Annotated in this window: 27 protein-coding genes; 15 read left to right on the top strand and 12 right to left on the bottom strand. The window is 49.4% G+C overall.

Going from position 1 to position 23,443, the window contains the following annotated elements:
- Position 1: 1 nt before the first annotated feature.
- Both pmrA and pmrB read left to right on the top strand, forming a co-directional pair.
- Positions 2-664, top strand: coding sequence for a two-component system response regulator PmrA (gene pmrA, locus J1C60_RS02415; RefSeq protein ID WP_128178595.1), 663 nt, complete (start codon positions 2-4; stop codon positions 662-664).
- Entirely contained in the window at positions 661-1,722 is a 1,062-nt protein-coding gene (gene pmrB / locus J1C60_RS02410; RefSeq protein WP_128178596.1) for a two-component system sensor histidine kinase PmrB, read from the top strand. Before pmrA ends, pmrB begins: the two co-directional genes overlap by 4 nt.
- A 177-nt stretch (positions 1,723-1,899) precedes the next feature.
- On the opposite strand, the gene cgtA is transcribed toward pmrB, so the two are convergent.
- The 3 genes from cgtA to rplU all read right to left on the bottom strand — a co-directional run bounded on the left by cgtA (position 1,900) and on the right by rplU (position 4,041).
- On the bottom strand, positions 1,900-3,078 hold the full coding sequence (gene cgtA / locus J1C60_RS02405; RefSeq protein WP_128178597.1) for an Obg family GTPase CgtA: 1,179 nt from the start codon (positions 3,076-3,078) through the stop codon (positions 1,900-1,902).
- 378 nt (positions 3,079-3,456) lie between these two features.
- The gene (gene rpmA / locus J1C60_RS02400) at positions 3,457-3,714 is read right to left on the bottom strand and encodes a 50S ribosomal protein L27 (protein ID WP_128178598.1); all 258 of its coding nucleotides are present in this window, start codon (positions 3,712-3,714) and stop codon (positions 3,457-3,459) included.
- A 15-nt stretch (positions 3,715-3,729) separates the two neighbouring features.
- Positions 3,730-4,041, bottom strand: a complete 312-nt coding sequence (gene rplU / locus J1C60_RS02395) for a 50S ribosomal protein L21 (RefSeq protein ID WP_128178599.1) — start codon at positions 4,039-4,041, stop codon at positions 3,730-3,732.
- Between the two features lie 259 nt (positions 4,042-4,300).
- Between rplU and ispB the strand changes: the two genes are divergently transcribed.
- Together ispB and J1C60_RS02385 are read left to right on the top strand one after the other, a co-directional pair.
- Positions 4,301-5,272, top strand: coding sequence for an octaprenyl diphosphate synthase (gene ispB, locus J1C60_RS02390; RefSeq protein WP_128178600.1), 972 nt, complete (start codon positions 4,301-4,303; stop codon positions 5,270-5,272).
- Positions 5,273-5,698: 426 nt separating this feature from the next.
- Positions 5,699-5,959: a helix-turn-helix domain-containing protein gene (locus J1C60_RS02385; RefSeq protein ID WP_128178601.1), complete on the top strand. Its 261-nt coding sequence runs from the start codon at positions 5,699-5,701 to the stop codon at positions 5,957-5,959.
- Between the two features lie 60 nt (positions 5,960-6,019).
- Here the strand turns inward: J1C60_RS02385 and murA are convergent, their stop codons facing one another.
- The 7 genes from murA to mlaF form a co-directional block, all read right to left on the bottom strand.
- A complete protein-coding gene (gene murA, locus J1C60_RS02380) occupies positions 6,020-7,285 on the bottom strand; it encodes a UDP-N-acetylglucosamine 1-carboxyvinyltransferase (RefSeq protein ID WP_128178602.1) in 1,266 nt (421 codons plus the stop codon).
- Positions 7,286-7,356: 71 nt separating this feature from the next.
- Positions 7,357-7,611: a BolA family iron metabolism protein IbaG gene (gene ibaG / locus J1C60_RS02375; protein ID WP_128178603.1), complete on the bottom strand. Its 255-nt coding sequence runs from the start codon at positions 7,609-7,611 to the stop codon at positions 7,357-7,359.
- Positions 7,612-7,803: 192 nt separating this feature from the next.
- On the bottom strand, positions 7,804-8,109 hold the full coding sequence (gene mlaB / locus J1C60_RS02370; protein ID WP_128178604.1) for a lipid asymmetry maintenance protein MlaB: 306 nt from the start codon (positions 8,107-8,109) through the stop codon (positions 7,804-7,806).
- Complete coding sequence (mlaC, locus tag J1C60_RS02365) at positions 8,109-8,741, bottom strand: phospholipid-binding protein MlaC (protein WP_128178605.1); 633 nt, start codon at positions 8,739-8,741, stop codon at positions 8,109-8,111. Before mlaC ends, mlaB begins: the two co-directional genes overlap by 1 nt.
- Before the next feature lie 12 nt (positions 8,742-8,753).
- The gene (mlaD, locus tag J1C60_RS02360) at positions 8,754-9,302 is read right to left on the bottom strand and encodes an outer membrane lipid asymmetry maintenance protein MlaD (RefSeq protein WP_128178606.1); all 549 of its coding nucleotides are present in this window, start codon (positions 9,300-9,302) and stop codon (positions 8,754-8,756) included.
- A 4-nt stretch (positions 9,303-9,306) separates the two neighbouring features.
- On the bottom strand, positions 9,307-10,089 hold the full coding sequence (gene mlaE / locus J1C60_RS02355) for a lipid asymmetry maintenance ABC transporter permease subunit MlaE (RefSeq protein WP_128178607.1): 783 nt from the start codon (positions 10,087-10,089) through the stop codon (positions 9,307-9,309).
- Positions 10,090-10,096: 7 nt separating this feature from the next.
- Positions 10,097-10,909: a phospholipid ABC transporter ATP-binding protein MlaF gene (mlaF, locus tag J1C60_RS02350; protein WP_128178608.1), complete on the bottom strand. Its 813-nt coding sequence runs from the start codon at positions 10,907-10,909 to the stop codon at positions 10,097-10,099.
- Positions 10,910-11,132: 223 nt separating this feature from the next.
- Between mlaF and J1C60_RS02345 the strand changes: the two genes are divergently transcribed.
- The 11 genes from J1C60_RS02345 to npr all read left to right on the top strand — a co-directional run bounded on the left by J1C60_RS02345 (position 11,133) and on the right by npr (position 19,248).
- Positions 11,133-12,113, top strand: a complete 981-nt coding sequence (locus J1C60_RS02345) for a calcium/sodium antiporter (RefSeq protein WP_128178609.1) — start codon at positions 11,133-11,135, stop codon at positions 12,111-12,113.
- 17 nt (positions 12,114-12,130) lie between these two features.
- Complete coding sequence (kdsD, locus tag J1C60_RS02340) at positions 12,131-13,117, top strand: arabinose-5-phosphate isomerase KdsD (RefSeq protein ID WP_128178610.1); 987 nt, start codon at positions 12,131-12,133, stop codon at positions 13,115-13,117.
- Between the two features lie 16 nt (positions 13,118-13,133).
- Positions 13,134-13,700: a 3-deoxy-manno-octulosonate-8-phosphatase KdsC gene (gene kdsC, locus J1C60_RS02335; protein ID WP_128178611.1), complete on the top strand. Its 567-nt coding sequence runs from the start codon at positions 13,134-13,136 to the stop codon at positions 13,698-13,700.
- Positions 13,697-14,275, top strand: a complete 579-nt coding sequence (gene lptC, locus J1C60_RS02330) for an LPS export ABC transporter periplasmic protein LptC (protein WP_128178612.1) — start codon at positions 13,697-13,699, stop codon at positions 14,273-14,275. Before kdsC ends, lptC begins: the two co-directional genes overlap by 4 nt.
- Positions 14,244-14,795 carry a lipopolysaccharide ABC transporter substrate-binding protein LptA gene (gene lptA / locus J1C60_RS02325; RefSeq protein WP_128178613.1) on the top strand — a complete coding sequence of 184 codons (552 nt, stop codon included), beginning with the start codon at positions 14,244-14,246 and terminating at the stop codon, positions 14,793-14,795. The genes lptC and lptA overlap by 32 nt, the downstream gene beginning before the upstream one ends.
- Positions 14,796-14,801: 6 nt before the next feature.
- Positions 14,802-15,527 carry an LPS export ABC transporter ATP-binding protein gene (gene lptB, locus J1C60_RS02320; protein ID WP_128178614.1) on the top strand — a complete coding sequence of 242 codons (726 nt, stop codon included), beginning with the start codon at positions 14,802-14,804 and terminating at the stop codon, positions 15,525-15,527.
- A 47-nt stretch (positions 15,528-15,574) separates the two neighbouring features.
- Positions 15,575-17,008 carry an RNA polymerase factor sigma-54 gene (gene rpoN / locus J1C60_RS02315; RefSeq protein ID WP_128178615.1) on the top strand — a complete coding sequence of 478 codons (1,434 nt, stop codon included), beginning with the start codon at positions 15,575-15,577 and terminating at the stop codon, positions 17,006-17,008.
- A gap of 23 nt (positions 17,009-17,031) precedes the next feature.
- Entirely contained in the window at positions 17,032-17,319 is a 288-nt protein-coding gene (gene hpf / locus J1C60_RS02310) for a ribosome hibernation promoting factor (RefSeq protein ID WP_128178616.1), read from the top strand.
- A 279-nt stretch (positions 17,320-17,598) separates the two neighbouring features.
- On the top strand, positions 17,599-18,081 hold the full coding sequence (gene ptsN / locus J1C60_RS02305; protein WP_182611412.1) for a PTS IIA-like nitrogen regulatory protein PtsN: 483 nt from the start codon (positions 17,599-17,601) through the stop codon (positions 18,079-18,081).
- Positions 18,082-18,124: 43 nt separating this feature from the next.
- Entirely contained in the window at positions 18,125-18,979 is an 855-nt protein-coding gene (rapZ, locus tag J1C60_RS02300) for an RNase adapter RapZ (protein ID WP_128178618.1), read from the top strand.
- A complete protein-coding gene (gene npr, locus J1C60_RS02295; RefSeq protein ID WP_128178619.1) occupies positions 18,976-19,248 on the top strand; it encodes a PTS phosphocarrier protein NPr in 273 nt (90 codons plus the stop codon). Before rapZ ends, npr begins: the two co-directional genes overlap by 4 nt.
- Before the next feature lie 58 nt (positions 19,249-19,306).
- Here npr and mtgA read toward each other — a convergent pair whose 3' ends face one another.
- Together mtgA and arcB are read right to left on the bottom strand one after the other, a co-directional pair.
- A complete protein-coding gene (mtgA, locus tag J1C60_RS02290; protein ID WP_128178620.1) occupies positions 19,307-20,032 on the bottom strand; it encodes a monofunctional biosynthetic peptidoglycan transglycosylase in 726 nt (241 codons plus the stop codon).
- Between the two features lie 792 nt (positions 20,033-20,824).
- Positions 20,825-23,161 (bottom strand): aerobic respiration two-component sensor histidine kinase ArcB, encoded by a 2,337-nt coding sequence (arcB, locus tag J1C60_RS02285; protein ID WP_128178621.1) that lies wholly within the window; start codon positions 23,159-23,161, stop codon positions 20,825-20,827.
- Between the last annotated feature and the right edge of the window lie 282 nt (positions 23,162-23,443).

The following is a 23,443-nucleotide window of genomic DNA, read 5'->3' as shown; positions in this document are numbered from 1 at the left end:
TATGAAATTACTGATCGTTGAAGATGATTTCATGTTGCAGGAAGGGTTAGCGCTGGCCTTATCAGGTGAAGGCTACGCGATTGATTGTGCGGCAAACGCCGCACAAAGCCTTGCGCTATTACAAAGTAGCCAATACAGCATGATTGTACTGGACCTCGGGTTACCAGACCGTGACGGTGCCAGTTTGTTGCGTCAGTGGCGTAAAGATGGCATTGATTTACCCGTATTAATCCTTACCGCACGTGATGCACTGGAGGATCGTGTTGATGGGCTGGACGCTGGCGCAGATGACTATTTGATCAAACCGTTCGCACTGGTTGAGTTAAAAGCTCGCGTCAGAGCATTAATCCGACGCTATCAGGGTCGTAGTGATAATCACCTGCAGCACGGTGATATTGAGTTAAATCTCTCATCGCAGCAGGTTTTTGTTGAAAATCTGCCCGTCGAAATCACACCAAAGGAGTTTGCCCTGCTGACGCGCCTGTTAATGCGTATCGGGCAAACCGTTCACCGCGAGACCCTGCAACAGGACCTCTATAGCTGGCAGGATGATACCGGATCAAACACGCTGGAAGTTCATATCCACAATCTACGACGAAAACTGGGAAAAGACAGAATTAAAACCGTACGCGGCGTCGGTTACCGCCTTGAAGAACAGTCATGAACAGTATGCGGCGGCGTTTATTGATCATGCTGGCACTGATATTACTCACTTGCCAATTGATGAGTGCTATCTGGCTATGGCATGAAAGTCGCGAGCAGATTGGTTTTTTGGTCAATGAAACGCTGACCGCGAAGGCCCGTAATCAGCACGTTGAAAATGAGATCCGCGAGGCTATCGCTTCACTGCTATTGCCTTCTATCGTGATGGTCGGCTTCACACTGCTGCTGTCATTCTGGGCAATAAGCTGGATTATACGCCCACTTAAATCCTTGCAATACAGCCTTACAGAGCGTTCGGCTAATAATCTTACCCCGCTGCCCTACTATTCAGATATGGATGAAATCGTTGCCGTCACCGGTTCACTCAACCAACTTTTAGCACGACTCGACCATACTCTCCAACAAGAGCGTTTATTTACCGCCGATGCGGCACACGAATTGCGGACTCCCCTTGCCGGACTGCGCCTGCACCTGGAGCTCCTTGAGCAGCAAGGTGTTAAACAAGGTGCAATGCTGGTCGCTCGCATTGATCAGCTCATGCATGTTATCGAACAGCTTTTAATGCTGTCACGCGCCGGACATGCATTAGCGAGCGGTCACTATCAATCAGTGTTCCTCAGTAATGATGTAATTATGCCGCTGGTGCTGGAAATGGAAGAGATGATCGCCCAGCGTAAGCAAACGGTCTCATGGCCACAACCTCAGCCACTCAGCGTGCAAGGCGATGCGGTATTGCTGCGGCTGCTGCTGCGTAATTTGCTGGAGAATGCTTCACGTTACAGCCCACCAGATAGCCATATTAGCGTATTACTCTTTCCGCGCGATCGTGGGGTTGAAATCATCGTTCGCGACGAAGGGCCTGGAATAGATGAAGATAGTGTCCAGAATTTAACGAAAGCGTTTCAGCGAATGGATCAGCGATATGGCGGGAGTGGTTTGGGGCTCAATATTGTGGTGCGTATCATGCAAATTCATCAAGGCACACTTGAGTTAAAGAATCGCCACGATCGCTGCGGGTTGAATGTCCGTTGCTGGCTCCCCTGCACTCTCAATGATTGATTCGGAAGTAAGGTATTGGATAAAACATGTCGGTTCGTGCCGCTACGGGAAAAGTGTGTTATCAGAACAAATGCGATGAACAACATGAATAGCTATGTTATGAGTGGCCCAATGATCACTGGCATCCGAATTGTTTGGACCACCAACAGAAGGGCACATACCGTGCCCTTCATGCAATTAACGCTGATAAATAATTTCGACGCCTTCGTCGTCGTCCTCATCCCAGTCATCGTCCCAGTCGTCATCTTCTTCCGCTTCAGCCTGAGCCTCTGCTAATTGCTCACGGTGATAGTCATCCCACATGAATTCGACTTTTTCAGGTTTCTTCGCTTCTTCTTCCGTCTCTTTGGGATTCGCGATGATAAATGACATCACGTCCCAGCATAACGCGTTAACACCGACGCGGTTTGCCGCAGAGATCAGATAATACTTTTCTGTCCAACCCAGTGCTTCTGCAATAGATTTGGCACGAGCTTCAGCCTCTTCGTCATCCAGCAGGTCAACTTTATTGAAAACAAGCCAGCGTGGTTTCTGATACAGCTTATCACTATATTTTTCCAGCTCACCCAGAATGATGCGGGCGTTTTCAATCGGATCGGATTCATCGACAGGAGCAAGATCGATAAGATGCAGCAGCACGCGGCAACGCTCAAGATGCTTCAGGAAACGAATGCCCAGCCCTGCGCCGTCCGCCGCACCTTCAATCAGTCCGGGGATGTCCGCGACCACAAAACTTTTTTCGCTATCCATACGGACAACGCCCAAGCTTGGTACCAGTGTAGTAAAGGGATAATCGGCGACTTTCGGTTTTGCAGCAGATACCGCACGGATAAAGGTGGATTTACCCGCATTAGGCAAACCGAGCATGCCAACATCTGCCAGCAGCATCAATTCCAGTTGCAAATCACGCTTCTCACCTGGCGTGCCCATGGTTTTCTGACGCGGAGTACGGTTAACCGAGGATTTAAAGCGGGTGTTACCTAAACCATGCCAACCGCCCTTCGCGACCATCAGCGTCTGATCATGGCGCGTCATATCCCCCAGCGTCTCACCGGTTCCCTGATCGATAACACGCGTTCCGACAGGCACCTTAACGGTAATATCTTTACCGCGTTTACCGGTACAGTCACGGCTTTGCCCATTTTGACCACGTTCCGCGCGAAAAGACTTTTCAAAGCGATAATCGATTAACGTATTCAGGTTTTCATCAGCAACTAAATAAACATCACCGCCGTCTCCGCCATCACCGCCATCTGGCCCGCCTTTAGGAATATATTTTTCACGACGGAAGCTAACGCAGCCATTCCCGCCATCGCCTGCGACAACCAGGATCGTCGCTTCATCAACAAACTTCATTTTACTTCTCCGTAAATCATTCGCCCGCAGACCGGAGCGATGGCCCCGGGGCAGGTTTATTCCGCCAGGGCCACAAGCGATGACCTGGTGCGGAAAACAGGGTGCCAACCATCACGGCTCTTGCACCATCTGATACCCATGATACTTCAAGCCGCGCGCGCATTGTACATAAAACGCACAGAAAAAGCGGGGTTTTCGGTGAAAGCCGTCGCCATAATAAACATATTACGTCGTGCAATTAGCGGGTTAAAAGGATCGGACTCCCCATTACCAACAGTCACCATAACAGCAGCAGAATGTAAAAAGCCCCGCAAAAATTGCGGGGCTTAGATTCGTCAGTACAGGTTAGCGCAAAGGCGACCTGTGACGCGAAAAACCTTACTCAGCAACGATGCTGATATATTTACGGTTGTTCGGGCCTTTAATTTCGAATTTAACCTTGCCGTCTGCGGTCGCAAACAGAGTGTGGTCGCGACCACAACCTACGTTGGTACCTGCGTGGAATTTAGTACCACGTTGACGAACGATGATGCTACCAGCTAAAACTGCTTCACCACCGAAACGCTTAACGCCGAGGCGTTTTGCATTGGAATCGCGACCGTTACGAGTGGAGCCGCCAGCCTTTTTATGTGCCATTTTTCAGATCTCCTCTTAGGCGCTGATGCCAGTAATTTTCACATCAGTGAACCACTGACGGTGGCCTTGCTGCTTACGGTGGTGTTTACGACGACGAAATTTAACAATTTTAATTTTCTCGCCACGACCGTGAGCAACGATTTCTGCTTTAATCACGCCACCAGAAACTAATGGTGCGCCGATCTGAACATCTTCGCCGTTTGCAATCATCAGAACCTGGTCGAATTCAATCGTTTCGCCGGTTGCGATGTCCAACTTTTCCAGGCGAACGGTCTGACCTTCGCTGACTCGGTGTTGTTTACCACCACTTTGGAAAACCGCGTACATATAAAACTCCGCTTTCCGCGCTTGCCTTCTTTTAATTTTCAGGCGGCGCTATAAATATTCACAATAGGGCGCGAATTCTACGCAAATTCGCTCGCGTTGACAAGTGTGCAATGCAAAGGATTGCAGAAAAAAAACGCAGCGTGATTCCGGACGTTCATCCGCCTCGTTTTTCAAGTACAATCTGTAATACATTACTTGTCACAAGCCCGAATCAAGACGCTTATCATAGCAGCGGACAGAGCGATAGCTGAACAGACTGATGAACTTAGAACAGATAAATGAATTAACCGCGCAAGATATGGCGGCCGTCAACGAGACCATCCTCGAGCAACTGAATTCAGATGTTTCGCTCATCAATCAGTTGGGATACTACATCATCAGCGGTGGGGGGAAACGCATTCGCCCGATGATCGCAGTACTCGCCGCGCGTGCCCTGAATTATACAGGTAAACAGCACGTTACCGTTGCTGCGCTTATTGAATTTATTCATACCGCCACGCTGCTTCATGATGACGTGGTAGATGAATCAGATATGCGCCGCGGGAAAGCTACGGCGAATGCCGCATTCGGTAATGCTGCCAGCGTATTGGTGGGGGATTTCATCTACACCCGAGCGTTCCAGATGATGACCAGCATCGGCTCATTGCGTGTGCTGGCATTGATGTCTGAAGCGGTAAATGTGATCGCTGAAGGCGAGGTGCTGCAGTTGATGAACTGCAACGACCCGGATATTACCGAAGAAAGTTACATGCGGGTGATCTACAGCAAAACCGCGCGTCTATTCGAAGCGGCGGCGCAATCTTCAGCGATTCTTGCCGATGCGACACCGGCCCAAGAGAGTGCCTTACAGGATTATGGTCGTTATATCGGTACCGCTTTTCAACTAATTGACGACCTGCTGGATTACAGCGCCGATGGAAAAACGCTGGGTAAAAATGTGGGTGACGACCTTAGTGAAGGTAAACCTACGCTTCCCTTGCTACACGCGATGCAGAACGGTAACGCAGAACAAGCGGCAATGATCCGCCAGGCGATTTTAGAAGGTAACGGACGTCATTTACTGGAACCCGTACTTGAAACAATGCGCCAATGCGGTTCATTGGAATGGACCCGTATACGCGCGGAACAAGAGGCCGACAAAGCAATTTCCGCACTGATGGTGCTGCCTGAATCGCCTTGGCGCAGTGCACTTGAAGCGCTGGCACATATGTCAGTTCAGCGCGAATTCTGAGACTATGCGGGAGGTAACTCCCGCACCGTAATAATTCTCTCTGTTCACTCCTGTCTATCATCCTGCCTGCGCGCATTTCCTTGTTTCATTTTCTTTTGCGGGAATCCGCACAAACTCACGCGTTACCTGAAAATATTACTGGAAACTTATGGAACCTATTTGCTATAAACACTATTGAAAGCGCCAATAAGCATATTGTTTTTATTGATAGCGAATGTTCTTCGGTTACCTGTAAGGAGTACGACCAAAATAATTCGTGCTACAAAGCAGCGGTAAACTGTAAGCCCCGGGAACTTACACAGGTAAGGGATTGGCGTGCGCAGGTGAGCCCATTAACCTGTAGCTTTAAGCATGACGGGGATACGCGTTTTTACTGAGTGGCACGATTTTTTTATACACAGGCCATTCAAGCAAGGAGGATGATTGATGGAAAATATGGATAAAGACTGGCATCCCGCAGACATTATCGCGGCACTACGCAAGAAGGGAACCTCACTGGCTGCCGTTTCACGCCAGGCCGGGTTATGTTCGTCCACGCTGGCAAACGCACTCTCACGTCCGTGGCCAAAAGGAGAATGGCTTATTGCCGACGCACTCTCCATTCACCCAGCGGTTATCTGGCCCAGCCGTTACTACGATCAATTTACCCACCAACTAATCGATCGTAAAAAACTGATCCGCGGATAACATACAGGCCGGATATTATCCGGCCATGTTCTGTATTGAGCTTAGTATACCGACTATCGCTTAAACACTGTCGCCGCTAACGCGCTGGATATTCGCGCCCATTGCCATCAGTTTATCTTCAATATGCTCATAGCCACGATCGATATGGTAAATACGGTCCACAATCGTCGTACCTTCGGCGATACAGCCCGCAAGCACCAGGCTCGCTGACGCCCGCAGGTCAGTCGCCATAACCTGCGCACCGGACAGCTTCTCAGTGCCATGGCAAATCACCGTGTTACTCTCAACTTCCGCATGCGCGCCCATACGAATCAGCTCAGGCACATGCATAAAGCGGTTTTCAAAGATGGTTTCGGTGATAACGCCGGTTCCTTCCGCCACTAAATTCAGTAGCGTAAACTGAGCCTGCATGTCGGTTGGGAATCCTGGGTGTGGCGCCGTACGAATATTCACAGCTTTAGGGCGCTTGCCATGCATATCGAGGCTAATCCAGTCTTCGCCGGTTTGAATCTCTGCCCCCGCCTCACGCAGCTTAGCCAATACGGCATCAAGTGTATCTGGCTGGGTATTGCGACATAGCACTTTGCCACGTGAAATCGCAGCTGCAACCAGGAAAGTACCGGTTTCGATACGATCAGGTAGAACACGATAAACGCCACCACCTAAGCGCTCGACGCCCTCAATGGTGATACGATCGCTGCCCGCACCACGGATTTTGGCCCCCAAGGTATTAAGGAAGTTAGCCGTGTCGACAATTTCGGGTTCGCGTGCTGCATTCTCAATGACGGTTGTACCTGTTGCCAGAGTCGCTGCGCTCATAATGGTGACAGTTGCACCAACGCTGACCTTATCCATGACGATATGCGCGCCTTTAAGACGCCCGTCAACGGAAGCCTTAACGTAGCCTTCCTCTAGCTTAATCTCAGCCCCTAACTGCTCCAGGCCAGTTATATGCAGGTCGACGGGACGTGCGCCAATCGCACATCCGCCAGGCAGGGACACCTGGCCCTGACCAAAGCGCGCAACCAGCGGCCCCAACGCCCAAATGGAAGCACGCATTGTTTTGACCAAATCATAAGGTGCGCAATAAATACTGACATTGCTGGCATCCAGGTGCACAGAACCGTTGCGCTCCGCTTTCACACCCAGCTGGCTGAGCAGCTTCATGGTGGTATCAATGTCCTTTAGTTTCGGGACATTCTGAATCTCTACCGGCTCTTCCGCCAGTAGCGCGGCGAACAGGATGGGTAACGCAGCGTTTTTGGCTCCGGAGATGGTCACTTCACCACTTAGCTGAGTTGGGCCCTGCACACGAAATTTATCCATTGCAACTGCTCTCTGTTGTCTGAAACTTTACCAACCGGCAAAACCTTTAAGTGATTCGCCGGAAAAATGACTTAAAAACCGTTGAGTTTACGGTCGCGCGCCCACTCTTCCGGCGTATAGGTTTTGATTGAAACCGCGTGGATACGATTATCTGCAATATATTCCATCAACGGTGCATACACAGCCTGCTGTTTTTTTACGCGGCTTAATTCAGCAAACATTTCACCTACGGCGACCACTTGAAAATGGCTACCGTCTCCCGTGACATGAACTTCCTGCAACGATAACGCGCTCATCAGCACGGATTGAATTTCACTATTTTCCATGACGCTTCTAATTTGGTTGATGATAAACAGGGGACATCTTAGTGGAAACTGCGTTTATCTTAAATAAGCAAAAGCCCCTGTTATTGCAGGGGCCTGTGTACCCGTCATATCAAACACGGCGGATGCGCTATATTCCCTCATGCCTACAGTAACTTACGGACGTAAACGTTTGAGGAAACGCATAGCGCGTTGCTAGTCAGAAACGGCGGGAGAAACAATAATCTGCTGTAAATTATACAAGGCAATAAGCGAGTGTAATTTATCATTGATCCCTTGAAATATCGGAGTTTTACCCTGCTGTTGAATGATTTGTCTCAGATGAACCAACAGCGCGAGCCCCGCAGAATCAACTCTTTCAAGCGCAGAAACATCGATGATCTCGATCTGTTTCATTACCGTTTCCCGCTGTTGCCATAATGGCAACAGCGTCTCGCCATCAAGTTTGCCACTGAGATACAGCGTGACAGCATCGACGTGCCAGCTCAGTTGTTCCGCCATTACTTCTGCTGATCCAACTTAATGGGTTGGGCCGCATATGACTTCAACTGTGCCGTGAGGCCATCAATACCTTTCTGGCGCAGCGTATCACTCCACTCATTTTGTTTAGTGGTGATCATACTGATACCTTCAGCGATCATATCGTAGGCCTGCCAGTCACCAGTACGGGTATTTTTACGCCACTGGAAATCAAGGCGTACCGGCGGACGGCCATTAGGATCGATGATTGTTACGCGAATAGCAATAATATTGGCATCACCCAACGGTTGCTCAGGTGCGACCTGATAAGTCTGACCATTATACAGCGTCAAGGCTTGCCCATAGGCCTGCTCCAGATAATCACCGAATGCTGCAAAATAGGCTTCACGCTGTGCAGGAGTAGCATCTTTATAATAACGCCCCAGAACTAACGCACCGGCATATTTAATCTGTACATAGGGTAACAACTCTTCACGTACGATTTGACGCAAGGAGTTAGGGTCCTGTTTAATTTGAGGTTGCTCATTTTTCAGCCGAGTGAACGTTTTCGTTGCCGCTTCGTTCATCAGCTTATAGGGATTACTTTGATCGGCTGCCGTTGCTGCCACAGGTACAATTGCCAGCATTGCGACCAGTAAAAAACGTTTAAACATGCGTATGACCTCTTATGGTTGTTCAGGTGCTGCAGGAGTCGATGCACTTCCCGGTGCCGGAGTGCCCTGCCCTTGCTCATTTTTATTGTCACCGTTGCCGCTCTTATAGAGGAATTGACCGATCAGATCCTCAAGCACCAACGCGGACTTCGTATCCTGTAGTGTGTCACCATTCTTCAGCATTGCCGTGCCCATATCGGGATCGTCAAAACCCACGTTAAGTGCCAGATATTGTTCACCAAGCAGCCCTGATGTACGAATCGCCAGTGAACTGGTATCCGGTATTTGGTTATACTTATCTTCAATATCCATCGTCACGCGGGGTGAATAGGTTTTAGGATCGAGTGAGATATTCGTCACTCGCCCAATGACCACACCGCCAATTTTGACCGGCGAGCTGTTTTTCAAACCGCCGATGTTGTCAAAGGTGGCATACAACTTCCACGTGGGGTCCGTGCCCAGTGATTTAACGTCCGCAGCGCGCAGGCAAAGAAAAACAATGGCTGCAATTGCTAACAACATAAACACGCCTACCCAAATTTCACTTTTCTTGGTTTGCATTGAATCAATTCCCAAACATCAGTGCAGTCAGCACAAAATCTAAGCCCAGCACCGCCAGTGATGAATGCACCACGGTGCGTGTCGTCGCGCGGCTGATTCCTTCCGAGGTAGGAAGCGCATCGTAACCGTTAAACAGCGCAATCCAGGTCACCGTCACGGCAAACACAGCGCTCTTAATGACACAATTGAGAATATCGGCTCGAATATCAACGGCATTCTGCATCGCTGACCAGAAGAAACCGCTATCGATACCCTTCCAACTGACGCCGACAAGCGACCCGCCCCAGATACCAACAGCGGTAAAAATCAGCGCCAGCAGTGGCATGCTGATAAATCCAGCCCAGAACCGAGGAGAAATTACTCTACGGAGCGGGTCAACCGCCATCATCTCCATACTGGAAAGCTGCTCTGTCGCCTTCATTAAGCCAATTTCAGCCGTCAGGGCAGAGCCAGCGCGTCCGGCAAAAAGTAAGGCGGTAACCACCGGCCCAAGTTCACGCAGCAGAGACAGCGCCACCAGCATTCCCAGGCTGGTTTCAGCACTATATGTGGTTAATACCAGGTAGCCCTGAAGTCCCAGAACCATGCCGATAAATAGACCAGACACCACGATGATCAGTAAGGAAAGCACCCCAACGCTATATAACTGTTTTATCAATAGCGGTGCATGCTTACGAAACTCCGGTTTGCCAACCAGCGCGTGGAACAGCATCAGCCCCGCGCGCCCAAAGGAGGCAAAGGTATTAATTCCCTGACGTCCAAAAGACGCCAGTGCACGTAGTAACATTAGTCTGTTAACTCCCTGCGCCCATTAAATCGGTGAGATACTCCCCAGCGGGGAAACGAAAGGGTACGGGCCCATCAGCAACGCCGTCAATAAACTGACGTACGCGTGCATCATCATTGTCCTGCAGTTCATCAGGTGAACCTTGTGCAATAATCTTTTGACCCGCAACAATATAGGCGTAATCAGCAATGCTCAAGACTTCTGGTACATCATGTGAAACAACAATGCAGGTCATACCCAGTGAATGGTTGAGTTCATCGATGAGTTTTACCAGCACCCCCATGGTGATCGGATCCTGGCCAACAAAGGGCTCATCAAACATGATCAATTCTGGCTCCAACGCAATAGCACGCGCCAGAGCAGCACGTCGCGCCATGCCGCCAGAGAGTTCCGAGGGCTTGAGATATGCCGCACCACGCAACCCTACCGCTTCCAGTTTCATCATTACCGTACTGTGGAGTAAAGCCGCAGGCAAACGCATATGTTCACGTAGCGGCCAGGCCACATTCTCATAGACGGTAAGATCGGTAAAAAGTGCGCCGGATTGGAACAGCATACTCATTTTTTTACGCGCCTCATAAAGACGCGTACGAGAAAGACTGGGAATATTGTCGCCGTTAAACCAAATTTCACCGGCATCTGGCTGTAGCTGGCCACCAATTAAACGCAGCAGCGTTGTCTTACCAATACCTGAAGGCCCCATAATGGCGGTAACTTTCCCTTTTGGCACCGTAAGCGAGATATTATCGAAAATGGGCCGTTCGCCACGCGAAAAACTGACTCCGCGTACGTCCACCAGATTCATTTCCTTCTGGCTCATCGTTAATTCTTCTCCAGTTGCAGGCATATTAATCTACCGCCGTTGGTAGTGTATTACAGATAATACATGACACTTTTACAGAAACTTACCCCGAATGTGTGGCAATAACCGCCATAAGTTTTACTTTTTGCCCACGGACCGTCAAAATCACTGCCATTCTCTTTTTTAGCTCTGGACGTCGTTCAAGGCCAACCGACGATTATACCCGATTCAAGGATTCTTCATGCTTTTAGCTATAGCGCTGTTAGTCATCGGTTTAGTCTTACTGGCCTATGGTGCCGATCGTCTGGTGTTCAGTGCCGCTATATTATGTCGATCTTTGGGGATCCCACCACTCATCATCGGCATTACTGTCGTCGGTATTGGCACCTCGCTACCGGAGCTGATCGTCTCTTTCTCCGCGGCAACTCACGGGCAAATGGATATCGCTGTAGGAACAGCAATCGGATCGAATATAACCAATATTCTGCTGATATTAGGTAGTGCCGCACTGCTTCACCCCTTAACCGTACACTCAAACCTGGTGCTACGTGAACTGCCATTGATGTTACTGGTTACCCTTCTGTGCGGTGTGATGCTATTTGACAACCATCTAAGCCGACTCGATGGACTGGGTTTAATCACCCTGGCGGTTGTTTATCTGATATTCATCATTAAGATGGCGCGCCGGGCCGAACGCGACAATAACGATACGCTCACGCGTGAGCAGATGGCAGAACTGCCACGCGATGATGCAGGAAATACCGTGGCGTTTCTCTGGTTAGCCGTTGCGCTAGTGATACTGCCGATGTCAACTCGTATGGTGATCGACAATGCAACGGTCATCGCCGATTATTTGGGCGTCAGCGAATTGGTGGTCGGCTTAACTATTATCGCGGTTGGTACCAGCTTGCCGGAACTGGCAACGGTTATTGCAGGCGCATTAAAAGGTGAAGATGATATCGCCGTTGGTAATTTGATCGGCTCAAACATTTATAATATTGCCATTGTGTTAGGTATTCCGGCGCTCATCCATCCAGGCAGCATTAATGGTCATGCGTTTGCGCGTGATTACTGGATTATGCTCGGCGTGAGTACGTTATTCGCGCTCATTTGCCTGCAGCGCCGCCGTTGTTGTATCGGTCGCTTGGCGGGCACACTTTTACTTTGCGGCTTTATTGGCTGGGTAGCCGTACTTTACTTGATGCCAAACGGCGTACTCTGATGAGAGGATTGAAAAGCATGTCTCATATCAATCTCGAACCCGGTTTCGATTTTCAGCAAGCGGGCAAAGATGTCCTGAATATTGAACGACAAGGGCTTGATGAACTCGATCAATACATCAACGAGGATTTCAGTCGCGCCTGTGAAATGATGTTTTATTGCCAAGGCAAAATCATCGTGATGGGCATGGGCAAATCAGGGCATATTGGTAAAAAAATGGCGGCCACTTTCGCAAGCACTGGCACGCCCGCTTTTTTTGTCCACCCAGCTGAGGCTAGCCACGGCGATCTGGGCATGGTAACTGCTAATGATATCGTCATCGCTATTTCTAACTCTGGCGAATCGGGTGAAATTCTTGCCCTTATCCCGGTACTGAAGCGCCTGCACGTTCCGCTGATTTGTATTACCAGCCGACCAGACAGTAGCATGGGCCGTGCAGCGGACGTGCATCTTTGCGTGAAAGTACCGCAGGAAGCCTGTCCGTTAGGGTTAGCGCCCACTTCCAGTACCACCGCCACGCTGGTAATGGGAGATGCATTGGCTGTTGCACTGCTGAAAGCTCGCGGATTTACTGCCGAGGATTTCGCCCTATCGCATCCGGGTGGTGCGCTTGGCCGTAAGTTACTATTGCGCGTCAGTGATATCATGCACAAAGGCGAAGAGATCCCCCACGTCAGCAAAGAAGCCTCGCTACGTGATGCATTGCTTGAGATCACCCGTAAAAATCTCGGCATGACGGTAATCGTCAATGACTTAATGAAAATTGAAGGAATATTTACCGATGGCGACCTGCGTCGGGTCTTTGATATGGGTATTGATTTTCAGAATGCTTCAGTGGCCAGCGTGATGACGCCGGGTGGTATCCGCGTACGCCCAACCATGTTGGCGGTCGATGCCTTAAATCTAATGCAAACCAAGCACATTACGGCAGTGATGGTTGCTGATGGCGACCATTTGCTGGGTGTGGTACATATGCATGACATGCTGCGCGCCGGCGTAGTCTGATAAGGAAGCAGAAATAATGGATCAGTTGGATTCGGTAATTGATACCTGCTATGGCGCGGTTAGCCAGGCAGTCATGGCGCGGGCCAAACAGATTAAACTGTTGATTTGTGATGTCGATGGCGTGATGTCAGACGGCATAATTTATATGGGAAACGCGGGTGAAGAGCTGAAAGCATTCAACGTGCGTGATGGTTATGGCGTGCGCTGCTTGCTGACCTCATCAATAGAAGTGGCTATTATAACCGGTCGCAAGGCAAAACTACTGGAAGACCGCTGCAAAACTCTGGGCATTACGCATCTTTACCAGGGACAGTCGGATAAGCTTTTGGCCTTCAGTGAACTTCTGGATAAACTGTCGTTGTGCCCGGAACAGGTTGCCTATATTGGTGACGATCTCATTGACTGGCCAGTGATGGAAAAAGTGGGTTTGAGTGTAGCGGTTGCAGACGCTCATCCCGTATTGCTGCCACGCGCAAATTATGTGACGCGTATTGCGGGTGGCCGCGGCGCCGTCCGCGAAATTTGCGATATTATTTTAATCGCGCAGGATAAGTTTGATGATGCCAAAGGGCAATCTGTATGAGTAAAACCAGGCGTTGGATTACGCTGCTACTGGCGCTAATTGCCATTATTTTAATTGGCTGGACACTAACGGATAGCGATCCCAGTAGCGACCCGGTTGCCCGTAACGATCAGGAGCCTACCTATACCAGTGAAAACTCCAATACGGTGGTCTACAACCCATTGGGTAGCCTGAGCTACAAACTCGTCTCTGATAAAGTGACATACTTTTCAGCGGATGAAGTCAGTTGGTTTGATAATCCCATCATGACCACCTATGACGACAATAAAATCCCAACCTGGTCGGTAAGAGCGGATAAAGCCAAACTGACAAAGGATCGTAAGCTGTTCCTTTACGGACACGTTGAAGTAAACAGCCTGACCAAAGATTCTCAGCTTGAGCGCATCAAAACCGATAATGCTCAGGTCAACCTGGTCACGCAAGATGTGACATCAGACGATCAGGTCACACTTTATGGCCGCAGCTTTAACTCTACCGGTATGAAGATGCGTGGAAACTTACGGACGAAAACTGCCGAGTTGATTGAAAAGGTCAAAACCTCATATGAAATGCAAAATACACAACAACAGCCTTAAGGTACTTCTGCTTAGTGCTCTTTTAGCCACCAGCGTTCCCGCACTGGCGCTTACTGGTGACTCGGACAAGCCGGTTAATATTGATTCTGAGAATCAATCACTTGATATGCAAGGCAACGTAGCCACCTTTACCGGTAAGGTAATTGTGACCCAAGGATCGATAAAAATTACCGCCGATAAAGTGGTCGTCACGCGTCCTGGTGGCGACAGTAATAAGACCATCGTTGATGCCTATGGCGTACCTGCAACCTTTTACCAAATGCAAGACAATGGTAAACCGGTACAGGGGCACGCGCAAAAAATGCATTATGAGTTGGCGAAGGACCTGGTTGAACTCACCGGTAACGCCTATCTCGAACAGCTCGACAGCAATGTCAAAGGCGATCGCATCACTTATCTGGTGAAAGAACAAAAAATGCAAGCCTATGGCAGCACGGGTAAACGCGTAACAACCGTACTCGTGCCTTCCCAATTGCAGGACAAAGGCACACAGCCTAATGGCCAAAAAAAGAGTAACTAATTCGCTATGGCAACATTAATTGCTGAAAAACTGGCGAAGGCCTATAAAGGCCGTCGTGTAGTTGAAGATGTCAGTCTCGAAGTTAAATCGGGTGAAATTGTCGGTCTGCTTGGCCCAAACGGTGCTGGTAAGACCACGACGTTTTACATGGTTGTGGGCATCGTTCCGCGTGATGCGGGCCGTATCGTCATCGATGATGAGGATATTAGTATCCTGCCCTTACATGCCCGCGCACGTCGCGGCATCGGTTATTTGCCGCAGGAAGCGTCGATATTTCGGCGCCTCAGCGTGTATGACAACCTGATGGCCGTCTTGCAAATACGGGATGATTTAACCAGTGAGCAACGCGAAGATCGCGCTCGTGAACTGATGGAAGAGTTTCATATCGAGCACCTGCGTGACAATATGGGGCAATCGCTCTCCGGTGGCGAACGCCGTCGCGTGGAAATTGCCCGGGCTCTGGCGGCCAATCCTAAGTTTATTCTGCTGGATGAGCCTTTTGCTGGTGTCGATCCCATCTCCGTTATTGATATTAAAAAAATCATTGAGCACCTGCGTGACAGCGGCCTTGGCGTATTAATTACCGACCACAACGTTCGCGAAACGCTGGCCGTTTGTGAGCGCGCTTATATCGTCAGTCAGGGCCGTCTGATTGCTCATGGCACTCCGGAAGAAGTCCTGTCCGATGAACAAGTTAAGCGTGTCTACTTGGGTAATGAGTTCCGACTCTGATATGGTGTTTTTCCACGCATGTTTTTTTAGGAATTGATAACCTGAACATGAAGCAAGGTTTGCAACTCAGGCTTAGCCAACAGCTCGCGATGACGCCGCAATTGCAGCAGGCTATTCGTTTGCTACAGCTCTCTACGCTTGAACTCCAGCAGGAAATTCAGTTGGCGCTGGAAAGCAATCCACTGCTTGAGCAGACCGATATTCACGACGAAGTTGATGCGCGGGAATATCAGGAAAGCGAAGCGCTTGATACGCGAGAAGCGCTGGAACAGAAAGATATGCCGGAAGAACTCCCCCTTGATGCAACCTGGGATGAGATCTATACGGCAGGAACACCTTCGGGTACCGGTACTGATTACCGCGATGATGAATTACCGATTTACCAGGGTGAAACGACGCAGTCACTGCAAGATTATCTGATGTGGCAGGTTGAGCTCACGCCGTTTACCGATACCGATCGCGCGATTGCGACCTCGCTCGTCAACGCTATTGACGATATGGGCTACCTTACCGCTGGCCTCGAAGAGATCCGTGACAGCATCGGCGATGAAGACGTACTGCTGGATGAAGTTGAAGCCGTCCTGAAACGAATCCAACGTTTTGATCCCGTTGGTGTTGGTGCCCGCGATCTTCGTGATTGCCTGCTGGTTCAGCTCTCACAGTACGGCGCGGATATTCCATGGTTAAAAGAAGCCCGCCTGATCGTGAGCGAACACCTTGATCTGCTGGCCAACCATGATTTCCGCAGCCTGATGCGCGTCACACGCCTTAAAGAAGACGTGTTGAAAGCTGCAGTGCTGCTGATCCAGTCACTGGATCCACGGCCCGGCCAGTCGATCAATACCAGCGAGCCAGAATATGTTATTCCTGACGTACTGGTGCGTAAGAACAACACCCGCTGGGTCGTTGAGTTGAATTCAGACAGCGTCCCGCGTTTAAAAATCAACCAGCATTATGCCTCTCTTGGTGCCAGTACGCGTAATGATAGCGATACACAATTTATTCGCAGCAACCTGCAGGAAGCTAAATGGCTGATTAAGAGCCTTGAAAGCCGCAATGATACCTTGCTAAAAGTCACGCGTTGCATTGTCGAACAACAGCAGGCTTTTTTTGAACAGGGCGAGGAGTTTATGCGCCCGATGGTACTGGCTGATATCGCACAGGCCGTTGATATGCATGAATCAACTATTTCCCGAGTGACGACACAAAAGTATTTGCACAGCCCACGAGGCATTTTTGAACTGAAGTACTTCTTTTCCAGCCATGTTAATACCGAAGGAGGCGGAGAAGCCTCCTCAACGGCTATTCGCGCACTGGTAAAAAAACTTATTTCGGCGGAAAATCCCGCCAAGCCACTGAGCGATAGCAAATTAACCACTATGCTTTCAGAACAAGGCATTATGGTTGCGCGGCGCACCGTCGCGAAATACCGAGAGTCTTTATCCATCCCGCCCTCAAACCAGCGCAAGCAATTGGTTTGATCTGAACTGAGAAGGAAGACACTATGCAGCTAAACATCACTGGGCAACACGTTGAGATCACAGAACCATTACGGGAATTTGTGAACGCAAAATTTGCCAAACTGGAACAATACTTTGATCGTATCAATCAGGTCTATATTGTTCTTAAGGTGGAAAAAGTCACGCAAGTTGCGGACGCAACGCTGCATGTGAATGGAGGAGAGTTGCACGCCACCTCGGAAGCGGTAGATATGTACGCGGCGATTGACGGGTTAATTGATAAACTCGCTCGCCAACTTAATAAACACAAAGACAAGTTAAAACAACGCTAAATTCACGATTGCGTTACGGGCGACGGGACGTTAATGCCCAAAGTAATGAGTATGGCAGTAAGCCACTGATACCATTGCGACCTCAGAGACTAAAAACAGCAAGGGAGCTACAGACAGATGTTTTCCCTTTGACAGGGCGGAAGAAATTCCGCCCTGCTGTATATACGGCCCGTTGCTATTAACGTATTTTGCCGTGAACTATTTGGTGCTTTTCTCACTCCAGGGCGAGTAGAGTAGCGAAATAAGTCAGGCATAAGTGAACACGTAAGTGAAACTATGATGAACAATGATCTAACACTGGAATTAAGCGCCGTTCTCAATGAGTCCTGTACCCGTAGCGGCGTACACTGTCAGAGCAAAAAACGTGCGCTGGAAATTATCAGCGAATTAGCGGCTAAGCAGCTCAATCTTCCGCACCAGATAATCTTTGACGCCATTCTTACGCGCGAGCGTATGGGCAGTACAGGGATTGGTAATGGTATTGCTATCCCACACGGCAAGCTGGAAGAAGATACACTACGTGCCGTTGGTGTGTTTATCCGTCTCGATCAGCCAATTGCCTTTGATGCCATCGATAATCAGCCGGTCGATCTGCTTTTCGCTCTGTTAGTTCCCGCCGATCAGTGCAAAACCCATCTTCATACTTTATCACTCGTTGCAAAGCGCCTCGCAGATAAGACAGTCTGCCGTCGCCTGCGTGCGGCACAGAGTGATAAAGAATTGTACGATATCATCACTGAGAACCAGGAAGAGAGCCACTAAGTCATATGCGGCCGGGAGGCCGTATTAATCGGGAGAAAAGTTAATGGTGCTGATGATCGTCAGCGGACGCTCTGGTTCAGGTAAATCCGTCGCGCTGCGTGCACTCGAAGACATGGGATTTTATTGTGTCGATAACCTGCCGGTAGTGCTGTTGCCTGAACTGGCGAACTCATTGGCCGACCGCAATATGTCTGCGGCGGTCAGCATCGATGTTCGTAACATGCCAGAGTCGCCAGAAGTTTTTGAAAGAGCGCTAACCAGCCTCCCGGAAAGCTTCTCTCCACAGTTGCTATTTCTTGATGCCGATCGCAACACGTTAATTCGCCGTTATAGCGATACGCGCCGTCTGCATCCTCTTTCCAGCAAGAATCTTTCGCTGGAGAGCGCCATTGATGAAGAAAACGATTTACTGGAGCCACTGCGTTCACGCGCAGACCTGATCATCGACACCTCAGAGATGTCGGTACACGAGTTGGCTGAAATGCTGCGCACACGTCTATTGGGCAAACGTGAACGTGAACTGACTATGGTGTTTGAATCATTTGGCTTCAAGCACGGTATCCCCATCGATGCTGATTATGTGTTTGATGTTCGCTTCTTACCCAATCCGCATTGGGATCCTAAATTGCGCCCGATGACCGGGCTTGACCGGCCAGTTGCAGCCTTCCTCGATCGCCATACCGAGGTTCATAATTTTATTTATCAAACGCGCAGCTACCTGGAGTTATGGCTTCCAATGTTGGAAACCAATAATCGTAGCTATCTGACCGTTGCCATTGGCTGTACGGGTGGAAAACATCGCTCCGTCTATATTGCGGAACAATTGGCCGACTATTTTCGTTCTCGTGGCAAAAACGTGCAGTCACGCCATCGTACGCTGGAAAAACGCAAATCATGACCGTAAAGCAAACCGTTGAAATTCAGAATAAACTTGGTATGCATGCCCGTCCGGCAATGAAATTATTCGAGCTGGTTCAAAGCTTTGACGCTGAAGTTTTGCTCCGTAACGAAGCGGGAACAGAGGCTGAGGCCAGCAGCGTCATTGCGCTGCTTATGCTTGATTCAGCCAAAGGTGGCCATATTGAGGTAGAGGCCAGTGGGCCCGAAGAGGAAGCGGCGTTATCAGCCGTGGTTGAGCTCTTTAACGCGGGTTTTGACGAGGACTAATCACGCCGCGATGGCGGATATAGCCTATCCCGTCCTGCAGCTTTCAGCCGACCCACTTTCAATCCAGTTTATGCCGACGCAAGAAGCCTTCCCCTCCCAACTGCCGCATCTGTCGCAAAATCCATTGCTGACGCCGCAGCACATAGCTGGAAGGCGCATTGACTCTGAACTGATGTGGATTAGGCAGTACCGCCGCCAGCAATGCCGCTTCAGATTGCGTTAGCTTGCTGGCAGGCTTATGAAAAAAGCGCTGTGAAGCTTCTTCCACGCCAAATACACCATTACCAAATTCGGCAACATTGAGATAGACCGTCAGTATGCGACGCTTTGTCCATACCGTTTCAATTCCCACCGTAATTCCCGCCTCCAGCCCTTTACGGATCCAGCTACGTCCATCCCAGAGAAAGACATTCTTCGCGGTCTGCTGAGAAAGTGTTGAAGCCCCGCGGATTTGTCTGGCACCTGGCTCATTTTCCAGTACCGAGGAGATCGCCTCAACATCAAATCCCCAATGCGTTGGAAACTTTTGATCCTCTGCAGCCAGAGCAGCTAATGGCATCCATGGCGAGATAGCGTCCATATCCACCCAATCCGAGTGCGCCACATAAGCGAAGTCCCCTTTGAGCCACGCGCTAAGCTGACGTTCCACCATAACCGCAGAAAACGGCACGGGGAAAAAAGCAAAGGCAACAATACCTGCAAGCCAGATGCCCACCAGGCTAAGAACAACGCGTAATCCCCAGGCTTTTAGCTTCTGCAGCAGCCTCCCCTTACGCTTTCTCATGCAATCATATCCGTCACTTGTCACTCACTTAACATTTTCATATAGCGCAGCGATTAAACGCAGCCCTCACAACACCGGCGTTAATGGGATCGGTTCCAGTCGTATGCATCACCTTCATGAAATAACGAATCCCAAGGGAGCGAGCAGTTATGTCGCCATATTCAATTGATTTACATTGCTTATAAATAACATGGGAAAGCTTTTGCAAATTCCCTTTAAAGGCACAATTTCTTCCACTGACGGTGGCATACCGCCTATTTAGAGTTAGTCTAAGATTCCCTAAAAATATCCCTCAAGGCTGCCACATCGGCTTAGTATGGTTAGCAGCTTAAACTCACTCACAATCGGTTCAGGACTCTTCCAGGAAACTGTTCCTGAAATCAGCCTCCTTTAATATCTATTATTATTTTTTACAAGGGGTTGCGAGATTTTTCATTACGAACGTTACGGTATACTGATTCGCATATTTAATTGAAGGTAGAGTAAAAGGTACATCGTCAACGCAATGGCCACGAAAAGTGCCAGAATCGTTCAAAAATGCACCAATACACTGCATAAACTAATTCCTTACTTGACTGTGTCAGCAAATTAATGTTTTCTGTGTGCAAACGCGGTTCCATATCACACATTTTAATGAATCTTGTAACACGTATTCAGAGATTTGCTAAGGTGTAACTAAGCGTTTCAACCAATACCAAACCTTTGCCCCGTATGATTTCTCTAAGAATAGCAAAGGTGACCTTTTTCCCTGGTGTTGGCGCAGTATTTAGCGCACCCCGGCCTCGGTCGGGGTCATTTTTTTTCTGCTATGGCAACCCAATCACGCAGCACCCGAACGTCATTACGCCATTCCTGTTTTAGTTCATCAATCCACTCTTGCACGTTATCCCACCATGCCGGTAATTCAGGGCTCTGAATGTGCTGTGCCAGTTGCTGCAAATGCTTAAGCCCTACCGAACCAGCAGCACCTTTGATCTTATGGCCCTCTTCAGCTATACCTGCTTGATCGCGCGCCATCATATTCGAGTCCAGCACAGCGAGATAACCCGGCATCATCTGTTCAAACATTTCCAGGCTCTGGTAAATGAGCGATGGGCCAACCAAATCCAGGTATTGTTCCAGCATCGCGATATCAAGCAACGTCAATTTCTTCTCGTCCATAGCATTACCCTCGACTTCACTATGTTCATTATGGTGATCCCAGAATTTCTTGATCATCGCCGTTAAAGCCGGAACCGCCAGAGGCTTACTCAATACATCGTCCATACCGGCTTCGAGATACTCTTTTTTATCTTTCAGCACGTTAGCCGTTAGTGCGATCAATGGCGGCAGTGTTCGATCACCAAATCGCTGATGAATTTCACGCGCAACGTCCAGTCCCGTCATATCCGGCAACTGAATATCCAGCAGAACCAAATCGAACTCATCCGGCTCAAACATCTCCAACGCCGCAGTGCCGGTCATCGCCACTTCAACGCTATTGCCCAGCTTCTCGAGTACCGAGCGTGCTACGATAACGTTCAGTTCAATATCTTCCACCAACAACACATGCAGAGCTGGCAGCGGCATTTCATCCTCAAGCCTTTCATCTTCCACCTCTTCAGCCACACGCGGGGCGTGGATCACCACCGTAAAACAGGAGCCTTGTCCCGGTGCACTGAGTACAGTGATATCGCCGCCCATACTCTGCGCCAGACGTCGTGATACCGCCAAACCAATTCCCGTTCCAGTTGCTGGCTTGCCACCGTGCTGGTCCTTAACCTGGTAATACATTGCAAAGATCTTGTCTTGCTCATCCTGGGGAATGCCCATACCAGAATCGTGCACCTCAAAGCATAAGCTCTCGTCCTGTGTATAGCGGACGCGAACCACGATTTCGCCCTGCTGAGTAAACTTCACCGCGTTACCAATTAAATTCCACAGGATTTGGCGCAGGCGTGTACCATCGGTAATAATTTTGTGCGGCAGCGGTAGATCCGGCTGTAAGATAAACCGCAGCCCTTTGGGCTGCACTAACAGACCTGAAAGGTTTTCCAGGTCTGCAAGGAAGCTTGTAAAGTCGATGGGCTGGTTATCAAGCTGAACTTTACGACGTTCGATTTTATCCATCTCGATCACGTCGTTAAAAATGTTGCCGAGGGTAATTGCAGACACGTGGATAGTTTTCAGGTAATTCAGTTGCTCCGGATTCAGGTCTGTATCTAACAGAATACGACTCAGCCCCACAATGCCATTAAGCGGCGTACGAAGCTCGTGGCTGATAGTTGAGATAAAGGTAGTCTTCTCCCTGCTGGCATTCTCTAACGCGTCCTGGTAGCGCTTACGCTCGGTTATATCGCGTCCAAATCCCATCAGCCCGCTACGTTTCCCTACGCGGTCATAATACGGCACCTTACGGATTTCAAAACACGCTTTACTGCCATCCGGATATTGCAGCCATTGCTCATAGGTCAGCGAAACGTTATGACGAAACACTTTGTCATCGGTTTCCAATACCTTGGTTGCCGCATCTTCGTCATAAACATCTTTGGGTGTCAGGCCAATTAACTGGCGTTCGCTTTTACCAGTCAGTAACTCCATCGCCCGATTACAGCCTGAAAACTGTTGATCGATATTGCGGTAGAAGACCAGATCGGGCGATGCATCCAGAAATGAACGCAGAAAGGATGATTGCTGCTCCAGCTCAATTTGCGCCTGTTCACGACGCGTCATCTCTTCCGTGAGCTTTTCCATCGCCTGCAAGCGTGCTTCTTCCGCCTTAATACGATCTGAAATCTCCTGATTAAGCTGCGCGATATTACCTTTCATCTGTTGATTCAACTCCAGATCCCGGTTCCGCATCTCCTCTAATTTGTCCACAAGACGCGACAAGCGCTGCCGCGACTCTTCAAGCTGCTCAACAACTACAGAAAGGAAATAAACCGCCCACGGCGTGATCAACAGCCCAAAAAATACCGATCTGACCACATCAATGCTTTCAACATGGCCGCGTAATAACATTGTCACCGCCATTTGTACGATCATCGCCAGCACGACCAGCGCCGATGCCAGCAGCAGTGAAAAACGTACCAGGCCCAACTTCACCATCAAATCAACATAATACTGTGCTAACAATCGAATTTGCTTCATAGAGGGCTTCCTTCCAGCTCGAATCGCTCAATCATATCGCAATTACGCTAACTTAGTCGCCACAGAGGGAAAATGGCTTATTTCGCCCTTTTTTAGTGCGTGCAGACCTTTCTTACTCGCTTTATGGTGCCCGCGGCGAGAAAGCTATTGACTAATTTTTGCAACTGCATAATCTGATGGACCGCGTCTGTCTATAGGCTATTCTCTGCAATTCGCGCATTTCAACATAGTGACCTCCCTCGGTCATCAGGCTTCCTTTTATCAAAATGAATAACAATTCAA

The organism is [Pantoea] beijingensis, assembly GCF_022647505.1.
GTDB lineage: Bacteria > Pseudomonadota > Gammaproteobacteria > Enterobacterales > Enterobacteriaceae > Erwinia > Erwinia beijingensis.
The sequence above is the reverse complement of the archived record's forward strand: the minus strand, read 5'-3'. Positions and strand labels throughout refer to the sequence as shown.